We start from the raw sequence: 15,763 nt of genomic DNA, 5'->3' as shown, positions 1-15,763 counted from the left end.
ATTTGGGGGTATCGAGGGACGGGTGGCCAGATCTAGCTGTACACCGCAGCAAAGACGAGCTCTTGGACAGCATCGACGCCCACATCGCCCAGGACCGCAGCGAGCTGGAGAAAGCCCGCAACGAAGGCGACAAACCCAAGGCCGCTCACCTTGAAGCCGAGCTCAAGGACCTCGAGACCTACAAGGCCCACCACCCCGGCGAGAGCAAAGACCCCACCCCGATGGAGGTCTACTGCGATCTGAATCCTGAGGCGCCCGGCTGCCTCGTCTATGACGACTAGTCCGATGACCGCTACCGCGCCCCAAGCACCCAGCATCACCATTGGTGAACTGGAGGCCAACTATCAGCTCTACTGCAAGGCACTGAAGATGCTGATTGCAGAGAAGCGCACCCTCAACAAGATCCAAAAAACGGTGTGTTGGGGAAAATTGGCCACCCTCCACCACTGTCTTCCTAGGCAGTACAAATCACCCGATTACCTCTACGCCCAACTGCTCAAAGCACAATCCACACCAAAAGCGTGAGACCGGCTTTGTGTTCGATCTCACGACAGAGGTCAATCACTCAATCCCGCACAAAAGCGCTGTGCGGGATTTTTTATTGAGCGCGCGATTGGATTAGACACGAAATAAGTCGAATTCACAGGATCCAACCGGCGGGGCCACCGCAGGTCGATGATGGATGCACCGCTCGGAGTGAGTGATGGATCTCACCCCCTATCTGGAGACGCTGCAAGGAAGCAACCTTGATGAGGTCCTGCTCTCGGTTGCCGTCAGCGGGAAGGTTGCGCTGGCGATGAAAGGGCGCTTTTTTCTGCGCTGCCTCTGCGAGAGCTTTCGTGAGACCGAGCTCATCGGCTGCGCCGTCACCGATGAAGCGAGCTGCCTGAACTATCTGAGCCAAGAGCCCTACGAGCTGCTGATCTGCACCGACTTTCTTGAAAGCGGCAGCGGCTTCGATCTCGCCCGCAAGGCCAAGGCACTACAACCCCAGCTGAAGGTGGTGATGCTCGCCTTGGGGGATGCGATTCCGGTGGAACATGCCGAGGCGTCCTGGCTGGAGGCGGTCGTGGCCGAGGCGGACTTCATCGAAGACCAAAAACCGCTGGAGGCTGCTGTCCTGGCGGTGATGGGCCATCACGCCTACCGCAGTCCCTCCCTTCGCTCTGGCCAGCTGCCGTACCTGAGCTGCCCGCGCCTGACCCCAAGGGAATATGAAGTCCTGGATCTTTTGGCCAGCGGCCTGACGGACCGTGAAATTGCTGAACAGCTGGTGGTCAGCGAGGAGACCGCGCGCACCTACACCAAGCGGCTGCTGAAAACCCTGGAGGTCAACAACCGGGTTCAGGCGGTCCTCAAGGGAATGCGTTGCGGGATGGTGAAGATCTAGGCCGAAGCGTGGCTAGAACCCAACTATCTGATTGCGCCGCCTGCCATGGCCAGCCACACCATCACGCTTGAGGCGGCTGGCTCCTTTCCTTGCAACAGCGAGCAGTACATCCTTGATGCGGCGGAGGCTGCCGGCATCGACCTGCCCTTCTCCTGCCGGGCAGGTGCCTGCAGCACCTGTGCTGCCCAAGTGCTGCAGGGGACGGTGGATCAAGCCGATCAGAGCTTCCTCGATGGGCCACAAATCGAGCAGGGCTATGCCTTGCTCTGCGTCAGCTATCCGCGCAGCGACTGCCTGCTGCGCACGGACGTAGCCGCCGAGCTGAATTAACACCAAGATGCGCCAAGCCATCCCGGGGAGTACGGCCATGGGCACCGCTCGCATTCTTCTGTCTGCAGCACTGCTTGCCGGGGCAGTTCCGATGCATCCGCTTCAGGCCGCCGAGAGCCGTTGCCCGAGCAGTAGCGGACGCTTCGCCGTCTGGGGAGCTGGCGTGGTCACCGCCAGCAAGACCCCAACCGCTCGCCTCATGGAGGAGCGCTGGTTGTCCGGGGGGCAGGTCGAGGGCCTGCTGGTGGAACGACTGGGCAGCGAAGAACGCCGCAGTGCCTATCGGGGCCAGCGCAGGATCACGGACGACTGCGTGGCGGTGATCGAACGGCAACTGCCTTGGGGCATCGACCGCAGCGAGGTGGTGCTCGATGGTCGCGGTCGTCCGGTCTATGGCTTGATCCGCACCGAAGGCCGAGTGATCAGCAGCAGTTGGCTGCCCATGGCCACCGGGCGCTGCAACAGCGCCAACCTCAACGGCCTGGTGGTCAGCCGGCAGATGGGGCTCAGCCAAGTCCAAGGCGGCTGGAGTCCCAACGCCGTCGTGCAGCGCGAGCAGTGGAAGGACGGCCGGGTGGAGGGGCTGGCCCTCTCCAGCTATGGCGCTGACAGCGAAACCGCGCGCTACAGCGGCCAGCTCAGCCTGAACCCCAAGAGCTGCTGGGGCACCATCCAGCAAACCGACGAGAAGGGACGGGCCTACAACTACAGCGCCTTGATCGTGAATGGCCGCCGCAGCAATGGGGCCCGCGGCTACCTCTACCTCCAGCGCGATCCAGGGGACCTGACGGTCGGTTGGCTGGTGCGCGACTAAGCGATCAGCACCCTGGCGATCACCGCGGCCTGCGCAAAGCCCAACTGCCCCAGATGCTCCAGGGCTGCCTCAGCGCGGGAAGCCGGCAGAGCAGCCAACAGCGGACCGCAGGTCTGCGGGTCGATCCAGAGCTGCTGATCGACGGCGGAGGCTGGGGCGCTCAGACGCACCCCACCCCCGGGATCCAGCCGAGCCAGGGCCCTGGCGTTGGAGGGGGCCAAGGTGCTGGCCTGCCCCTGTTCCAACAGGGCGCGGGCACCGGCCAGGGCAGGAATGGCCCCCGGATCTAACTCCACCTCTTGGCCGGCGCCGAGCATTTCACCGAGGTGGCCGAGCAGACCAAAGCCAGTGATGTCGGTGCAGGCGCTGCAGCCGTAGCGCTGCAACAGCTCCACCAGGGGAGCCTGGCTTTGCTGCATCGTCTCCAGGGCCGCGTCAATCCACTGGGGTTTGGCAACCCCGGCCATGGCCGCCGCGAAGAGCACCCCGGTGCCGATGGGCCGGGTCAAGAGCAACACCTGATCGCTCTGTAGGGGCCCCTTGGGCCAATGCCGCTGCGGATCAACCGATCCATTCACGCTCAGGCTCAAGGCCAAGCCCGCACCATCGCGCCCCTCCAGGGTGTGACCACCCAGCAAGGGCACCCCCAGGGGATCGAGCACCGAACGCACCCCCGCCAGGGTCTGAAAGAGCAGCTCCTGTTGCAGCGGCGCGGCGGCCTCCGGCAGGGTCACCAGGGCCTGAACGCTCTGCAGCTGGGCGCCACAGGCCCAGATGTCGCTGCTGGCATGCAGGGTGGTCAGCCGGGCATTGAGCCAGGGGTCATCCAGCAACGCCGGAAACCCATCGAGGCTTTGCAGCAACAACCCGCCGGTTGACGTGGCGGCCAGGACCGCGGCGTCCTCCGGCGGTGGGCAGTTCCCCCCCGGCTGCAGGCGGGCCAGGGCGCCCTCCAGGGGGTCAGCCGCCAGCTTGGCGGCGCAGCCCCGGCAGGCCATCGGGGCCCCAGCGGCCATGGCTCCGGTGCGGGCGAATCCGGCCATGAAGCGTCGATCAATCGCCTCTTTCCAGCGCCAGAGCCAGCGGGAGGGGCCCAGGGACCAGGGCCCGTAGAAGGCCACCGCCCGCGTACGGCCATCGCCCAGCAACTGCAGGGCCCTGGCCTGGGGACGCCAAGGCCTCAGCGCTCGCTTGGGTTGCTCGAGGCTGCGTTTGAGGTTGATCGCCAGCAGCGGCGCCGCACGCACAGCCCAGACCCCGGACGCCGGCCGAGGATCCCGGCGAATCAGCCCGCAGTCGCCGCTGGCAAAGATCCGGGGATGGCCCTCCACCGCCAGACTGGGCTCCGTCCAGATCCGCCCGGTCTGGGGATCGCAGGGCAGGCCACTGGCCGCCAGCCAGGGCGGCGCCTCACTGCCGGTGCAGGCCAAATCTGCAGGCCGCTCGGGACCGACGCCGCGGCCCAGGGGGATGCCGGCCTCCGCCAACAGGCGCTCTCCGGCGCGGTTCGCCGCTAGCGATCCCAAGTGCAGCTGCTCACCGCGCAACAGCAGCTCGGGCTGATGCCCCTGGGCCCGCAGGGCCAGGGCCACCTCCACCGCAGCGGCACCGCCCCCGCGGATGGTTAGCGACGGCGGTGCCTGCTTGAGCCACTGCAGGAAGGGCTCCAGCGGCTTCACCCCGAGTTGCCCCTCGGCGTGTTGGGTCTGACAGCCCAGATCCAGGCTGAGGCGATCGAACTGCAACGGCGGCCGCCCGGCCAGCAGCAACTGGGAGCGCGGCAGATCGAGTCCCGTGATCTCAGCGCGCACAAAGGCCACGCCCGCCCGCTGGCAGAGATCGCGCAGATCAATGGCGCAGTCCTCGTGGCTGTAGAGACCCGCCACCAGCCCCGGCACCATGCCGGAATACAGGGCGGTGCTACCCCGATTGACCAGCACCACGGCGGTGCGTTTGGGCTTGAGCTGCGGCCGCATCAACCAGCGCCGCAGCAGCAGGGCATGGCTGTGGCCACCCCCCGCCAGCAGCAGCAGCTGATCGGGATCGCTCAAGGTCGCCGCTGGGCCGAGGCGCCCAGATCCAGGCCCTTGGTTTCGATGCGATAGATCCAGGTCACCGCAGCCCCCACTAGGGAGGTGAACACCAGCAACGGCAGCAGACGCTGCGTCCCCCACTGGGCCAGGAGAACAGGGAAAAGGAAGGCCGTTAACACCGCTCCCACCTTCCCAGCCGCAGCGGCCAAGCCGGCCCCGAGGCCCCGCAGGTGAGTCGGGAAGAGCTCCCCGGCCAACAAATAGGTCTGGGCGTTCGGACCGACGTTGGTCATGAACTGGAAGAGGACAAAACCACAGAGGATCAGGGGAAGGCTCTGCCCCCAGGGCCCATCACCTGAGCCCAGGGCCGCCATGACCAACCCCAGGGCACAGCCGATGAAGCCCAGCACCTGCAGGGGAATCCGTCCCCAGCGATCCGCCAGGGCGATCGCCACCGCGATCCCGGCCACGAAGGCCAAATCCACAAGCGCCGCACCCTTGGCCCCCAGCAGGTCGTCGTGGATCACCCCGCTGACGGTGTGACCACCCATCTCAGAGCCAAAGAAGGAGCCGATGATCACCGGCGTGAAGATGCCGATGCCATAGGTCGAGACGTCCTGAAGGAACCAGGGGACCGAGGAGAGCAGCGTGGCCCGGAGCAGTCGCCCTTGGAACAGCTCCCTCCAGGAGCCATGGCTCCTGGAGGGGCCTTCAGGCGGCTTGAGCTCCACATCGGAGCGGTTCAACAGCAACCCCAGTTGTTGCTCGGCTCCCTGGAGATCACCGCGGCAGGCCAGCCAGTGACTGCTCTCCGGCAGCAGCAGACGACCCCACGCCACCAATGCCACCGGGATCACGGGATAGAGATAGAAACTGCGCCAGGCCTGTAGCTCCGGACGCAGCAGCAGCACCCCAATGCCCAGAGCCGTGGCTGCCAGGGCCCCCAGGGCCTGAAAGCTGAAGGCCCCCAGAACCAAACGCCCACGGATCGCTGAAGGGATCGATTCCGAGATCACCAGATGGGCCGTCGGATAGTCCGCCCCCAGGGCTACCCCCACCAGCAGAAGGCAACTCAGCAGCACAGCAAAACTGGGGCTTAAGGCCGCTCCGATCAAGCCGACGAGCAGCAAGAGCATCTCGGCGATGAAGACCGGCTTACGACCCCAGCGATCCGCCAGCCCGCCGAGCACCAAAGCGCCCAGCAAGATCCCGAACAACGGTGCTGCCGTCAGCAGGCCGCGTTCACTGGCGTTGAGGGCAAATTCCTCATGGAGCAGGGGCAGGGCAATGCCGCCGATGAAGACGACGAATCCCTCAAAAAACTTGCCCGCCGAGGCCAGAACCCAGACCAGCCACTGCATCGAGGAGAGGGGCGGCCCCGCCAGGCACTCGCCACTGAACCAGCGGGGGACCTCTTCGATGTAGGCCTGAACCTGGCGCGGTTGAGGGCTCTCCATTTAGGCAATCTGGCTCAGGAATTGCCGGGTGCGCTCGTGTTGCGGCGCAGTGAAGAATTGCTCGGGCGGTGCCATCTCCACCACCTCCCCCTCGGCCATCAAGACCACCCGACTGGCCACCTGCCGGGCAAAGCGCACCTCATGGGTGACGACCACCATCGTCATCCCCTCACGGGCTAACTCCTGCATCACCTCGAGCACCTCCTGCACCATCTCGGGGTCAAGGGCACTGGTGGGTTCATCGAAGAGCAGCACCCGCGGTTCCATGCAGAGGGAGCGGGCAATCGCCACCCGTTGCTGCTGACCGCCGGAGAGCTGCCCGGGGTACTTGTGGGCCTGCTCGCGGATGTTGACCCGCTCGAGGAGCGCCAAGGCCTCCTGCTCCACCTCCACCTTCTTCCGCTTGCGCACCAGCACCGGAGCGAGACAGAGGTTCTCCAGCACCGTGAGGTGGGGGAAGAGGTTGAACTGTTGGAAGACCATCCCCACCTCCCGGCGGATCGCATCGATGTTGCGCACGTCATCGGAGAGGGTCATCCCATCGACGACGATCGATCCCCCCTGGATGTCCTCCAGGGCATTGAAGGTGCGAATGAAGGTGCTCTTGCCGGAGCCGGAGGGCCCCATGATCACCACCACCTCACCGCGGTAGACGTTCAGATCCACACCCCGCAGAGCGTGGTAGCCATTGGGGTACCACTTCTCGACCCCGCGGGCCTCGATCATCAGGTCGCGATCCGTCATGGGGGACTCAGGCGGGTTGAGGGTTGGAGTTCAGGCGGGTTTCCAGGGCGCGGCTCCCCAAACCCAAGGCAGCGCAGCAGCACCAAAACAGCACCGCCAACACGAGATAAACCTCGGCGTCCTTGCCGAGGAACGCGGGATTGGCCATCACCGCCCGGGCCGTGCCCAGCAGCTCAAACAGACCAATCAACGAGAGCAAGGTGGTGTCCTGCAGCAGGTTGATGAATTGCCCGACCATCGCCGGAAGGGCGACCCGCAGGGCCTGGGGCAGCACCACCTTGAGCATGGCCTGATGGACCGGCAAGCCCAGGGCGCGGGCTGCCTCCATCTGCCCCGGCGGCAACGCCACCAGACCAGAGCGGACGGCCTCGGCCACATAGGCCGCCGCAAAGAAGGTCAACACCCAGGCCGCCCGCCAGACCCGATCCGGCGAGAAGCCACCGGGCAAGAGCAAGCCCAGGATGTTCTGCCCGAGGAAGAGCAGGGTGATCAGCGGTGCCCCGCGGATGAACTCGATGTAGAGCACCGAGAGCCAACGCAAGAGCGGCAAACGGCTGCGCCGCCCCAGGGCCAGCAACACCCCCAGGGGGAAGCAGAGCAGGATCGCGAAACTGGCCTCGATCAAGGTCAAGAGCAGCCCCCCCCAGCGGGAGGGGGAGACCACCGGGAGACCCAATCCCCCTGCAATCAGGGTCATCCCCAGCAGGTACAGCAGCGGCCAGATCACGGGCCAGCCGCGGCGGAAGGCAGCGGGAAGGGCCGGGCCAAGGCGCCCGGCCAGCCAGCGGCAGGCCAACAGCAGCGCCGTGATCCCCCACCAACGCTGGCTGATGACAGCACTGAGCTGAAGAAACAGGGGCAGGAGCAACGCCAAGCCGGCGAGCAGGGCAGCGGCCAGACGGTCGTTCGCCGGCCAAAGCCGTGCCCGGCGATCGGGGCGAGGGAAGGCCCGCAGCCATCCCCAACTCACCCCCGTGGCTGCCGCCAGAAGAACGCTCAGCAGCCAAAGACGCCACTGCTGATCCAGGGGATAGCGGCCGATGGCGAACAGGGTGCTGTTGGCCTGAATGACCGCCCACTGGGCCTTAAAGACCAACCAGTGCAGCAGGGCCTGGCCGCCAGCCAGCAAGGCCGCCAGCAGCACCACGGTGATCAGCCCATCGAGGCGAGAGGCAAACAGGGCGGCCCTCAGCCGTTGCAGAGAAGAGGAGCGCTCCATCAACGGCTCCTCAGCTGCACCGCGCGGTTCAGCGCATTCATCAGGGCAGAGATCACCAGGTCCATAGCCAGGTAGGCCCCCAGCAGGATCACCATCACCTCCACCGCCCGTCCGGTTTGGTTGAGGGTTGTCTCCGCCACCGAATAGAGATCGGCGTAGCCGCAGGCGATGGCGAGCGAGGAACTCTTCGCCAGGGAGATGTACTGGTTGTTCAAACCAGGCACGATCACCGGCAGGGCCTGGGGCAGGACCACCCGGCGCAGGGTTTGCAGGGGGCTGAAGCCCAGGGCACGGGCAGCCTCCCACTGCCCCTTGGGCACCGAAGCAATCCCGCCGCGCACCACCTCCGAGATGAAGGCCGAGATGTAGACGATCAGACCGGTCAGCAGGGCCGCGAACTCAACACTCAGGCGAATCGGTGCCTGCCAGACCCCATTCACCAACTCAGGCATCCCCAGGTAGAGGCCCGATTGGGCGAGGACGACGCCCGGCCACTGGATTGCCTGGGCACCACCCGGCAAGGAGAGGAAGACGACGAAATACCAAAACACCAACTGCAAGAGCAGAGGGATGTTGCGGATCAGCTCGACGTAGACCCGCGCCAGGCCGCGCAGCAGAGCGTTGCCACTAAAGGAGGCCACGCCGACGGCGGTGCCGACGATCGAGGCGCCAATCAGACCGATGACGACAACCCGCAGGGTGTTAACCAGTCCCGCCAGCAGCGCCCACCAGTAGGGCTGATCGGCGCTGAAGGGCAACCAACTGCCGGCGATGTCAAAACCGGCGGGGTTGCCGATCCAGCGCCAGGTCAGCAGCAACCCGGCCGCCGCCAGGTTCTGCACCAGGTTCCCCAGCAGGAAAGCCACCAGAACCAGCACCAGCAGACCGACCGCGGCCTGCAGCAACCAGGGGATCAGGCGGCGGTTGCGCCACCAAGGGGTGACAGGCGGAGCCATCAGCGGAAGGGCGGCGAATAGATCAGGCCGCCATCGGTCCACTGGCGATTGGTGCCCCGCTCCAGGTTGATGCGGGTGTTCACGCCCAGGTTGCGCTCAAAGATCTCGCCGTAGTTGCCGACGGCCTTGATCACCTGAACGACAAAGTCAGCCGGCAATCCGAGCTGCTGCCCCAGCTGGCCATCGACCCCCAGGAAGCGCCGCAGATCCGCCTGGTTGCTATCGGCCTGGGCCTCAGCGAGCTTGGCCTCGACGTTGGCCTGGGTGATGCCGGATTCTTCCGCCTGCATCAGGGCATAGGCGATCCAACGCACCGCATCGGCCCAGGCCGGATCACCGTTGACCGTGCCCATGGCCAAGGGTTCTTTGCTCAGGTCACCGGCGAGCAGGACATGGGCCTTGGGATCGGGAAAGCTGCTGCGCTTGGCGGCCAGCAGCGCCCGGTCACTGGTGACCGCCACGCAACGGCCCTGGAGGTAGGCCCCATAGGTCTGACCATCGTTTTGGAACTTCAGCGGCATGTAGGCGGCGTTGAGCTCCCGCATCCGATCCGCCAGGTTCAGCTCGGTCGTGGTCCCGGTGGTCACACAGATCGGCTTACCGGCTAACTGCTTCAAGGAGGTGATGCCGCTGCCCGCGTTCACCATCACGGCCTGACCGCCATAGAAGTGAATCGGCGCAAAGCTGAGGGCATTGCCCCCTGCCGCATCGCGGCTGAGGGTCATGGTGGTGCTGCGGGAGAGCAGATCCACTTCACCGCTATTGACCGCCGCAAAGCGCTCGCTGGCGCTCAGGTCGCGGAACTCCACCTTGGCGGGATCGGAAAGCACCCCAGCGGCGACCGCACGGCAGAGGTCCACCTCAAAGCCCTGGTAGCGGCCATCGGGAGCGACAAAACTGAAGCCCGGCAACTTGCCATCAACGCCGCAGACCAATTGCCCGCGGGCTTTCACCGCGGCCAGTTTTTGGCTTTGGGGCCCCGAGCCCTCCACAGCGCAGCCGGTGAGGACGAGGCCAGCAAGCAGAGGAAGCGTTCGAAGGACCTTGCGGGGGGAAAAGGGCATCAACCAGGGCTCATTTCGCGAATTGTGCCATCGGTTTTTAAGGCTGGGCCATCGCCAATGAGGCCATGAAGCCCCCGATCAGAGCATCAAAACGCCGACGCGCTCTGCCTAGGGTCACCCCACCTATCGCTGAACGCAACGCGTCGATGAGCTCCATCAAGCGCTTGAGCTGGGCCATTGAGAACGTCTTTGAGCGCTGGCTCTGGAAATTCCGTTTGATCGCGATCGTGCCCGTGGTGATGAGCCTGCTCGGCAGCGGGGCGACCTTCATCAGCGGCACCTCCGAGATCTGGCACTCGATGGGGCTGCTTCTGGATGCCTCGCCCGATGACAGCCGCACGGTGGCCCTACTGCTGGGTGAACTGGTCGGCGGCGTCGATCTCTACTTGATCGGGATCGCCCTGATGATCTTTGGCTACGGCGTCTATGAGCTGCTGATCTCCGACATCGAGGCGGCGCGCAGCCCCGGAGCCGGTGGAAACGGACTACTGGACATCCGCAGCTTGGATGTGCTCAAGGAAAAGTTGGTGAAGGTGATCCTGGTGGCCTTGATCGTGGCGGCCTTCAAGTCGATGTTGATCTTCCCGATCGACAACACCACCAACCTGCTGGTGTTCTCGGGCTCGGTGCTGCTCTTGGCCCTCTCGGCCTATCTGGTCTCCGGCGGTCCCAACCGCTCCACCTGGAATCAGCCCCGGGAAACCCCCTTTGAGTAGGACTCGCGCATTGTGTAAAACGAAGGGATGAGCAGCACCCTCACGATCCGCACCCCGGATGACTGGCATCTCCACCTGCGCGATGGGGAGATGCTGCAGGCCGTGGTCGGCCACACGGCGCGGCAGTTTGCCCGGGCAATCGTGATGCCCAACCTCAAACCGCCGGTGACGACGGTTGAGCAGGCACAGGCCTATCGAGAACGGATCACGGCCGCCCTAACGGCTAGCCAAGGTCCGGATGCCGCCGCGGCCTTCACGCCGCTGATGACGGCCTACCTGACCGAAACGATCGAGCCAGCCGAGCTCGAAAGGGGCTTCAGCGAGGGCGTCTTCAGCGCCGCCAAGCTCTATCCCGCCGGAGCGACCACCAACTCCGACGCCGGCGTGCGCGATCTCGCCCACATCAGCGCGGTGCTCGCCTGCATGGAGCGGATTGGCATGCCGCTGCTGATCCATGGCGAGGTCACCGATCCCGCCGTCGACATCTTTGATCGTGAGGCGGTCTTCATCGAACGGCAGTTGATCCCTCTGCTCCAGCGTCATCCGGCCCTGAAGGTGGTGCTGGAGCACATCACGACGGCCGACGCCGCCCAGTTCGTGGCAGAGGGTCCAGCCAACCTGGCGGCGACGATCACCCCCCACCACCTCCACATCAACCGCAACGCTCTCTTCCAGGGGGGTCTGCGGCCGGACTTCTATTGCTTGCCCATCGCCAAGCGGGAGCGCCATCGCCTGGCCCTACGGGCCGCGGCCACCAGCGGCAGCAGCAAATTTTTCCTGGGGACCGACTCCGCTCCCCACCCCAGGGGCTCCAAGGAATCGGCCTGCGGCTGCGCCGGGATCTACAACGCCCCCTTCGCCATTGAGAGCTACGCGCAGGTTTTTGAAGAGGAGGGCGTTCTCGATCGCCTGGAGAACTTCGCCAGCGTGCATGGGCCCAACTTCTACGGGCTGCCTCTCAACAACGGAACGATCCAACTGGAGCGCAGCAGCGACAGCGACTGCATCCCAGGGTTAATGGAACTGGAGAACGGCAGCAGCTCGCCGACAACCCTGGTGCCCTTTCACGCCGGGGAAACCCTGAATTGGCGCCTGAAGCAGTCGCAATGGCACGCGTCAGCAGCGTAAAGAGCTCGCAATCTTTCAACGACGGCTCAAAAGAATCCGCCTAATTTCCATGCGGCTGCGTGAATCACGCGCTTCTTCCATAGTCCGCCCGATCCACATGTCTCTTGTCATGGCGCCCGCTCTGGGTATCGAGAGGTTTGCAAACGGTCAGAACAAAGAACACAGGCAGCAGGCCTCCGATAGCGATAAGAGCACCATCATTCGTGCCGTCTACCAGCAGGTTCTGGGCGGTCAGCATGTGATGAAGAGCGATCGACTCGAAGGGACCGAGTCGCTCTTCCGCAACGGCTACCTGAACGTGCGCGAGTTCGTGCGCCTGGTGGCCAAGAGTGCCCAATACCGCGCTCGCTTCTTTGAGAGCTGCAACCCCTACCGCTTCATCGAGCTCAACCACAAACATCTGCTGGGTCGCGCTCCCCACAACAAAGAGGAGATGCTGCACCACTTCACGATCCTGCAGGAGCAGGGCTACGACGCGGAGATCGACTCCTACATCGATAGCGACGAATACAGCCGCAACTTCGGCAACGACCGCGTTCCCCACATGCATGGTTGGGGCTATTCGGTGGGCCACGAGGGACGTCAGTTTTCCTATCTGATGCAACTGGCCCGGGGCGCCGCCGCCTCGGTCAAGGGCGACCGCAACGGCAGTCAGTTCAAGCTGGGCCAAGCCCTGCACCAAAACCGCGCCATTCCGGTGCCCGGTGCCGGTGCTTCGGTCAGCGTGGCCCGCTACGCCCACATCAGCACCGATGGTCCCTTCAAGGCCTCGATGTCCAGCGGCAGCGATCTGCCCAGCGGTGATCTGCCCAGCACCCGCCGCATCGACGGCAGCCCCGCCTACGGCTTCCGCAGCACCGAGTTGCTGGTCTCAGCACCGAACAGCGGTGCGGCAGAAGGCAGCCGGGTGGTCACGATCACCGCGACGGGCATCGCCAACAACCGCTTCATCCGCCACGGCGCCTACACCACCCGCGTGCCCTACAGCCGGATGAACGAGGCCCTGCAACGGGTCCTGCGCCAGGGCGGCCGCGTCGTCAGCGTCGTCGTCAGTGGCGACAGCGACATCTCCTCGGCACCCGCCCCCGCGCCGACTCCTGCTGCCGAAGCCCCAAGTGAAGACAAACCCAAAGCCAAGGGGCGTGGGCGCTCCAAGGGCTGATTAGACCCCTCCCCATGACCTCTGCCCCTGGCCAAACGGCCGGGGGCTTTTTGTTGCCAGTCCCCGCCAAGATGGGACGACCTCTGCGTGAGCCACAGTGATCCTGCGGGGCCTTGCCACTGGATCGCTAACGCTCCTGACCAGCCTGCTGCTTGGCAGCAACGGCTGGGCGGGCGAACAACCCCAACAGGCCTTAAGCCTGCAAGAGGCGCTGAAGCTGCCCGACTGGTTGTTGTTCTCGATCAGCTACACCGCCGAGCCCATGGCGAACCCCCTGGGAGGGGCTGCTCAAAGCTCGGCCTGGATCCAGGACACATCCCTTGATCTCCAACTGGGGACAGGTCTGAGCCGTGAGATCCAGGACTGGAATGAGCAAGATCACTGGCACATCAACGCCAACATCAATCACGTCGCGGGCGATGTGAGCTATGGCACTCGCATTGGCGCGTTCCTAGCCCCGCAAACCCTGTCCTACCCCGCTGGTTTCTATCCGACGGAACTGTCCTTGGAGCGCAGCGCCGGAGAAGGTTTGATCGGTGTCCGCGCTGGTGTGATTCCGATCAATGGTGATTTCGATGGAACGCTGCTGAGTGCGCCGATCCTCAACAACTACGTGCACTCGGCGTTGAACAACACCTACAACATCTTTGCGGGGAACCTACCGATCTCACCCTTTTCAAGCCTGGCCGCAAGGCTCGACATCCATCCCCACAAGGATGTTGACGTCTACTACGGCTGGTTTGATCTCACGACGGCCATCCCGATCATCCAAGCCTTCGGCGCGCCGGTCGACATCACACCCACCAAGGTCGGAGACGCCCACATCCTGCAGCTGAACTACAGCCCCAAGCGCAGCCAGGCCGCAGGCAGCGTCCTACCCGGTGAGCTGTTCTCCATCGGCGGCTTCACCACGGACTACCAAGGCGAAGGACTGTTCGGCAGTGCGACCTGGAAAAGCGGTCTACCCCTCGGCCTCGATGACCGGGTCTGGATCGGCGGGTCCTACTCGCCGGAGTTTGATCTCAACCAGGCACCAAGCTTCCTCGGCGGCGGCCTGGTGATCCAAGGGGTCTTCCCCAAGCGCCCCCAGGACCTGCTGATCCTCGGTGGCGGGCACGCTGGTCTGAGCGCCGCGGCCCCACCGGGCTACCCAAACCAGCCCTACGAGGGCGTTCTGGAGCTGGGCTATCGCCTGCAGCTCAACCCCAATCTGAATCTGCAGCCCACCCTGCAGTGGATCTTCAACCCCAGTGGCCGAGACATCCCCACACCGGGAATCCTGACCACCAGCATCCAGATCAGTCTGAACTTGTAAGCCGGCCGGAGGCCATGGCCTGCAGCAGCGCCCGATGGTCCTCTTCCACCTGATCGGCGTAGCCCAGGGCAAAGTTGGCCATGGCCCGATCAAAGCCCTTGTCATCCCCGAGGGCGCCATGGAGGGTTTGACGCTGACCACTGCGGGCGTGGGCCCGGGCCAAGACCATGGCGCAGAGCTTGGCGTAGGCCTTCAGGGAGGGGGGCTTCATCGAGGCGAGGGAAACCGAGGCCTTCCAGTCCCGCAGCTGCCGCCAGTACATCGGAATGCCTTTGGGCGTTGAGGTCCAGCCCAAGAAGGGATCGCAGACGCACTGAATCAAACGCTGGCCTTCGACAACCCGCTGTCCCTGATGCCCCGCCTCATTTCCCAGTTGCTGGTCGATGCAGGACGGCAGGGCCTGCTTGCTTTGCAGCAACAACCAGTCCTCCGGATGGGGACCCTTCATCAGGCCAATGGCGCAGCGGGTGCCAACCGAACCCACACCAACGGCTTTGAGGGCGGTGTCGACCAAGGCAAAGTCCTGCAGCTGATGGCGGCGGTGGGGTGGCAAGCTCTCGCGGTAGCCCGCCAGCAGGAAGGCGATCGCTTCGCTGTGGCTGGGGATGGACGCAGGATCCAGATCCGGCTCTGAGGCCCACAGGGCGGTGGGATCCAACAGGGCATGGCGCCAGACCAAGGGCGGCTGATGACGAATCTGAGCGGTTCCATCCGGCAGGAACTCACAGTGCTTCTGGATGGCCTGGCGTCCCGAGCGCCGCAGGGCTTGGGCCACCGCCACCTCAAGGTGGGAGCGGAAGGCCGTGGCCGGCAGCTCCTCCACGAACCGCTCAACATGGAGCAGACAGTTCCAGAGCTTCAGGGTGGGGAGGTTGGCGTACTCCGCCATCGCCTTGCGATAGGCCGCGGCCACCTTGCGGGCGAGGCGGAACTGCTCCTCGCGATCCAGTTGCCACTGGCGTGCCACCAAGACGGCGCTGACAAGGAGGCGTTTGACATCCCACTCAAACGGTCCGGGTGCGGTCTCATCAAAGTCATTGATGTCGAAGACCAGGCTGCGCTCCGGCGAGGCATAAAAACCGAAGTTCAGCAGGTGGGCATCACCACACAGCTGCACCCAATGGGGACTACGGGGCAAGGGCGCCAGATCGGCCGCCATCTGGGCCGCCGTCCCTCGGAACCAGGCGAAGGGACTCTCGGCCATGCGCCGATGCCGCTCGGCGATCAACCAGGGCAAGCGAGTGCTGTTCTGCTCCTCGATTCGGCTGATCGGATCCCGCCGATCAAGCAGCGGTTGCCAGAGCGAGAGGTCCTCCCATCCAGCCGCGTTGGGGTCGCTCGCACGCAACGGTCCTAGGAGGTGCACCTCCTACTGACTTAGCGAGCCGCCGGGCAAAACGGAAGAATCTGGCAAACATGGAGACAAGTGCCTCGC

Annotated in this window: 16 protein-coding genes; 9 read left to right on the top strand and 7 right to left on the bottom strand. The window is 64.7% G+C overall.

Annotated elements, in window-relative coordinates; genetic code table 11:
- Positions 1–62: 62 nt before the first annotated feature.
- From ACXIQ9_RS06885 to ACXIQ9_RS06865, 5 genes are all read left to right on the top strand, one after another.
- Positions 63–281, top strand: coding sequence for a CP12 domain-containing protein (locus ACXIQ9_RS06885; RefSeq protein WP_296419690.1), 219 nt, complete (start codon positions 63–65; stop codon positions 279–281).
- Between the two features lie 4 nt (positions 282–285).
- Entirely contained in the window at positions 286–525 is a 240-nt protein-coding gene (locus ACXIQ9_RS06880) for a DUF3136 domain-containing protein (protein ID WP_296421252.1), read from the top strand.
- Positions 526–703: 178 nt separating this feature from the next.
- Positions 704–1,390, top strand: a complete 687-nt coding sequence (locus tag ACXIQ9_RS06875; RefSeq protein WP_010317762.1) for a response regulator transcription factor — start codon at positions 704–706, stop codon at positions 1,388–1,390.
- 45 nt (positions 1,391–1,435) lie between these two features.
- Positions 1,436–1,720: a 2Fe-2S iron-sulfur cluster-binding protein gene (locus tag ACXIQ9_RS06870; protein WP_247478889.1), complete on the top strand. Its 285-nt coding sequence runs from the start codon at positions 1,436–1,438 to the stop codon at positions 1,718–1,720.
- Between the two features lie 7 nt (positions 1,721–1,727).
- Positions 1,728–2,534: a hypothetical protein gene (locus tag ACXIQ9_RS06865; RefSeq protein WP_459016180.1), complete on the top strand. Its 807-nt coding sequence runs from the start codon at positions 1,728–1,730 to the stop codon at positions 2,532–2,534.
- Here ACXIQ9_RS06865 and selD read toward each other — a convergent pair.
- From selD to ACXIQ9_RS06835, 6 genes are read right to left on the bottom strand one after another with little or no spacing between them, the layout of a single operon-like run.
- On the bottom strand, positions 2,531–4,585 hold the full coding sequence (gene selD, locus ACXIQ9_RS06860) for a selenide, water dikinase SelD (RefSeq protein WP_459016179.1): 2,055 nt from the start codon (positions 4,583–4,585) through the stop codon (positions 2,531–2,533). The genes ACXIQ9_RS06865 and selD overlap by 4 nt on opposite strands.
- Entirely contained in the window at positions 4,582–6,024 is a 1,443-nt protein-coding gene (locus ACXIQ9_RS06855; RefSeq protein WP_459016178.1) for an MFS transporter, read from the bottom strand. Before ACXIQ9_RS06855 ends, selD begins: the two co-directional genes overlap by 4 nt.
- Positions 6,025–6,768 carry an amino acid ABC transporter ATP-binding protein gene (locus ACXIQ9_RS06850; protein ID WP_296415223.1) on the bottom strand — a complete coding sequence of 248 codons (744 nt, stop codon included), beginning with the start codon at positions 6,766–6,768 and terminating at the stop codon, positions 6,025–6,027.
- 7 nt (positions 6,769–6,775) lie between these two features.
- Entirely contained in the window at positions 6,776–7,987 is a 1,212-nt protein-coding gene (locus tag ACXIQ9_RS06845) for an amino acid ABC transporter permease (RefSeq protein ID WP_459016177.1), read from the bottom strand.
- Entirely contained in the window at positions 7,987–8,943 is a 957-nt protein-coding gene (locus ACXIQ9_RS06840) for an ABC transporter permease subunit (protein WP_010317755.1), read from the bottom strand. The genes ACXIQ9_RS06845 and ACXIQ9_RS06840 overlap by 1 nt, the downstream gene beginning before the upstream one ends.
- Entirely contained in the window at positions 8,943–10,007 is a 1,065-nt protein-coding gene (locus ACXIQ9_RS06835; RefSeq protein ID WP_459016176.1) for an amino acid ABC transporter substrate-binding protein, read from the bottom strand. Before ACXIQ9_RS06835 ends, ACXIQ9_RS06840 begins: the two co-directional genes overlap by 1 nt.
- Before the next feature lie 146 nt (positions 10,008–10,153).
- On the opposite strand from ACXIQ9_RS06835, the gene ACXIQ9_RS06830 reads away from it, so the two are divergent.
- The 4 genes from ACXIQ9_RS06830 to ACXIQ9_RS06815 all read left to right on the top strand — a co-directional run bounded on the left by ACXIQ9_RS06830 (position 10,154) and on the right by ACXIQ9_RS06815 (position 14,328).
- Positions 10,154–10,723: a YqhA family protein gene (locus tag ACXIQ9_RS06830; protein WP_010317753.1), complete on the top strand. Its 570-nt coding sequence runs from the start codon at positions 10,154–10,156 to the stop codon at positions 10,721–10,723.
- A 27-nt stretch (positions 10,724–10,750) separates the two neighbouring features.
- Complete coding sequence (gene pyrC, locus ACXIQ9_RS06825; RefSeq protein ID WP_459016175.1) at positions 10,751–11,851, top strand: dihydroorotase; 1,101 nt, start codon at positions 10,751–10,753, stop codon at positions 11,849–11,851.
- A gap of 109 nt (positions 11,852–11,960) precedes the next feature.
- A complete protein-coding gene (locus tag ACXIQ9_RS06820; protein ID WP_459016174.1) occupies positions 11,961–13,013 on the top strand; it encodes a phycobilisome rod-core linker polypeptide in 1,053 nt (350 codons plus the stop codon).
- 97 nt (positions 13,014–13,110) lie between these two features.
- Positions 13,111–14,328, top strand: coding sequence for a carbohydrate porin (locus ACXIQ9_RS06815; RefSeq protein WP_459016173.1), 1,218 nt, complete (start codon positions 13,111–13,113; stop codon positions 14,326–14,328).
- Here the strand turns inward: ACXIQ9_RS06815 and ACXIQ9_RS06810 are convergent.
- Positions 14,312–15,676 carry a DUF2252 domain-containing protein gene (locus ACXIQ9_RS06810; protein ID WP_459016172.1) on the bottom strand — a complete coding sequence of 455 codons (1,365 nt, stop codon included), beginning with the start codon at positions 15,674–15,676 and terminating at the stop codon, positions 14,312–14,314. The genes ACXIQ9_RS06815 and ACXIQ9_RS06810 overlap by 17 nt on opposite strands.
- Positions 15,677–15,763 lie beyond the last annotated feature (87 nt).

The organism is Synechococcus sp. LTW-G (genome assembly GCF_054459035.1).
Note: the sequence above shows the minus strand (reverse complement) of the source record. Positions and strands in the feature narration are given on the sequence as shown.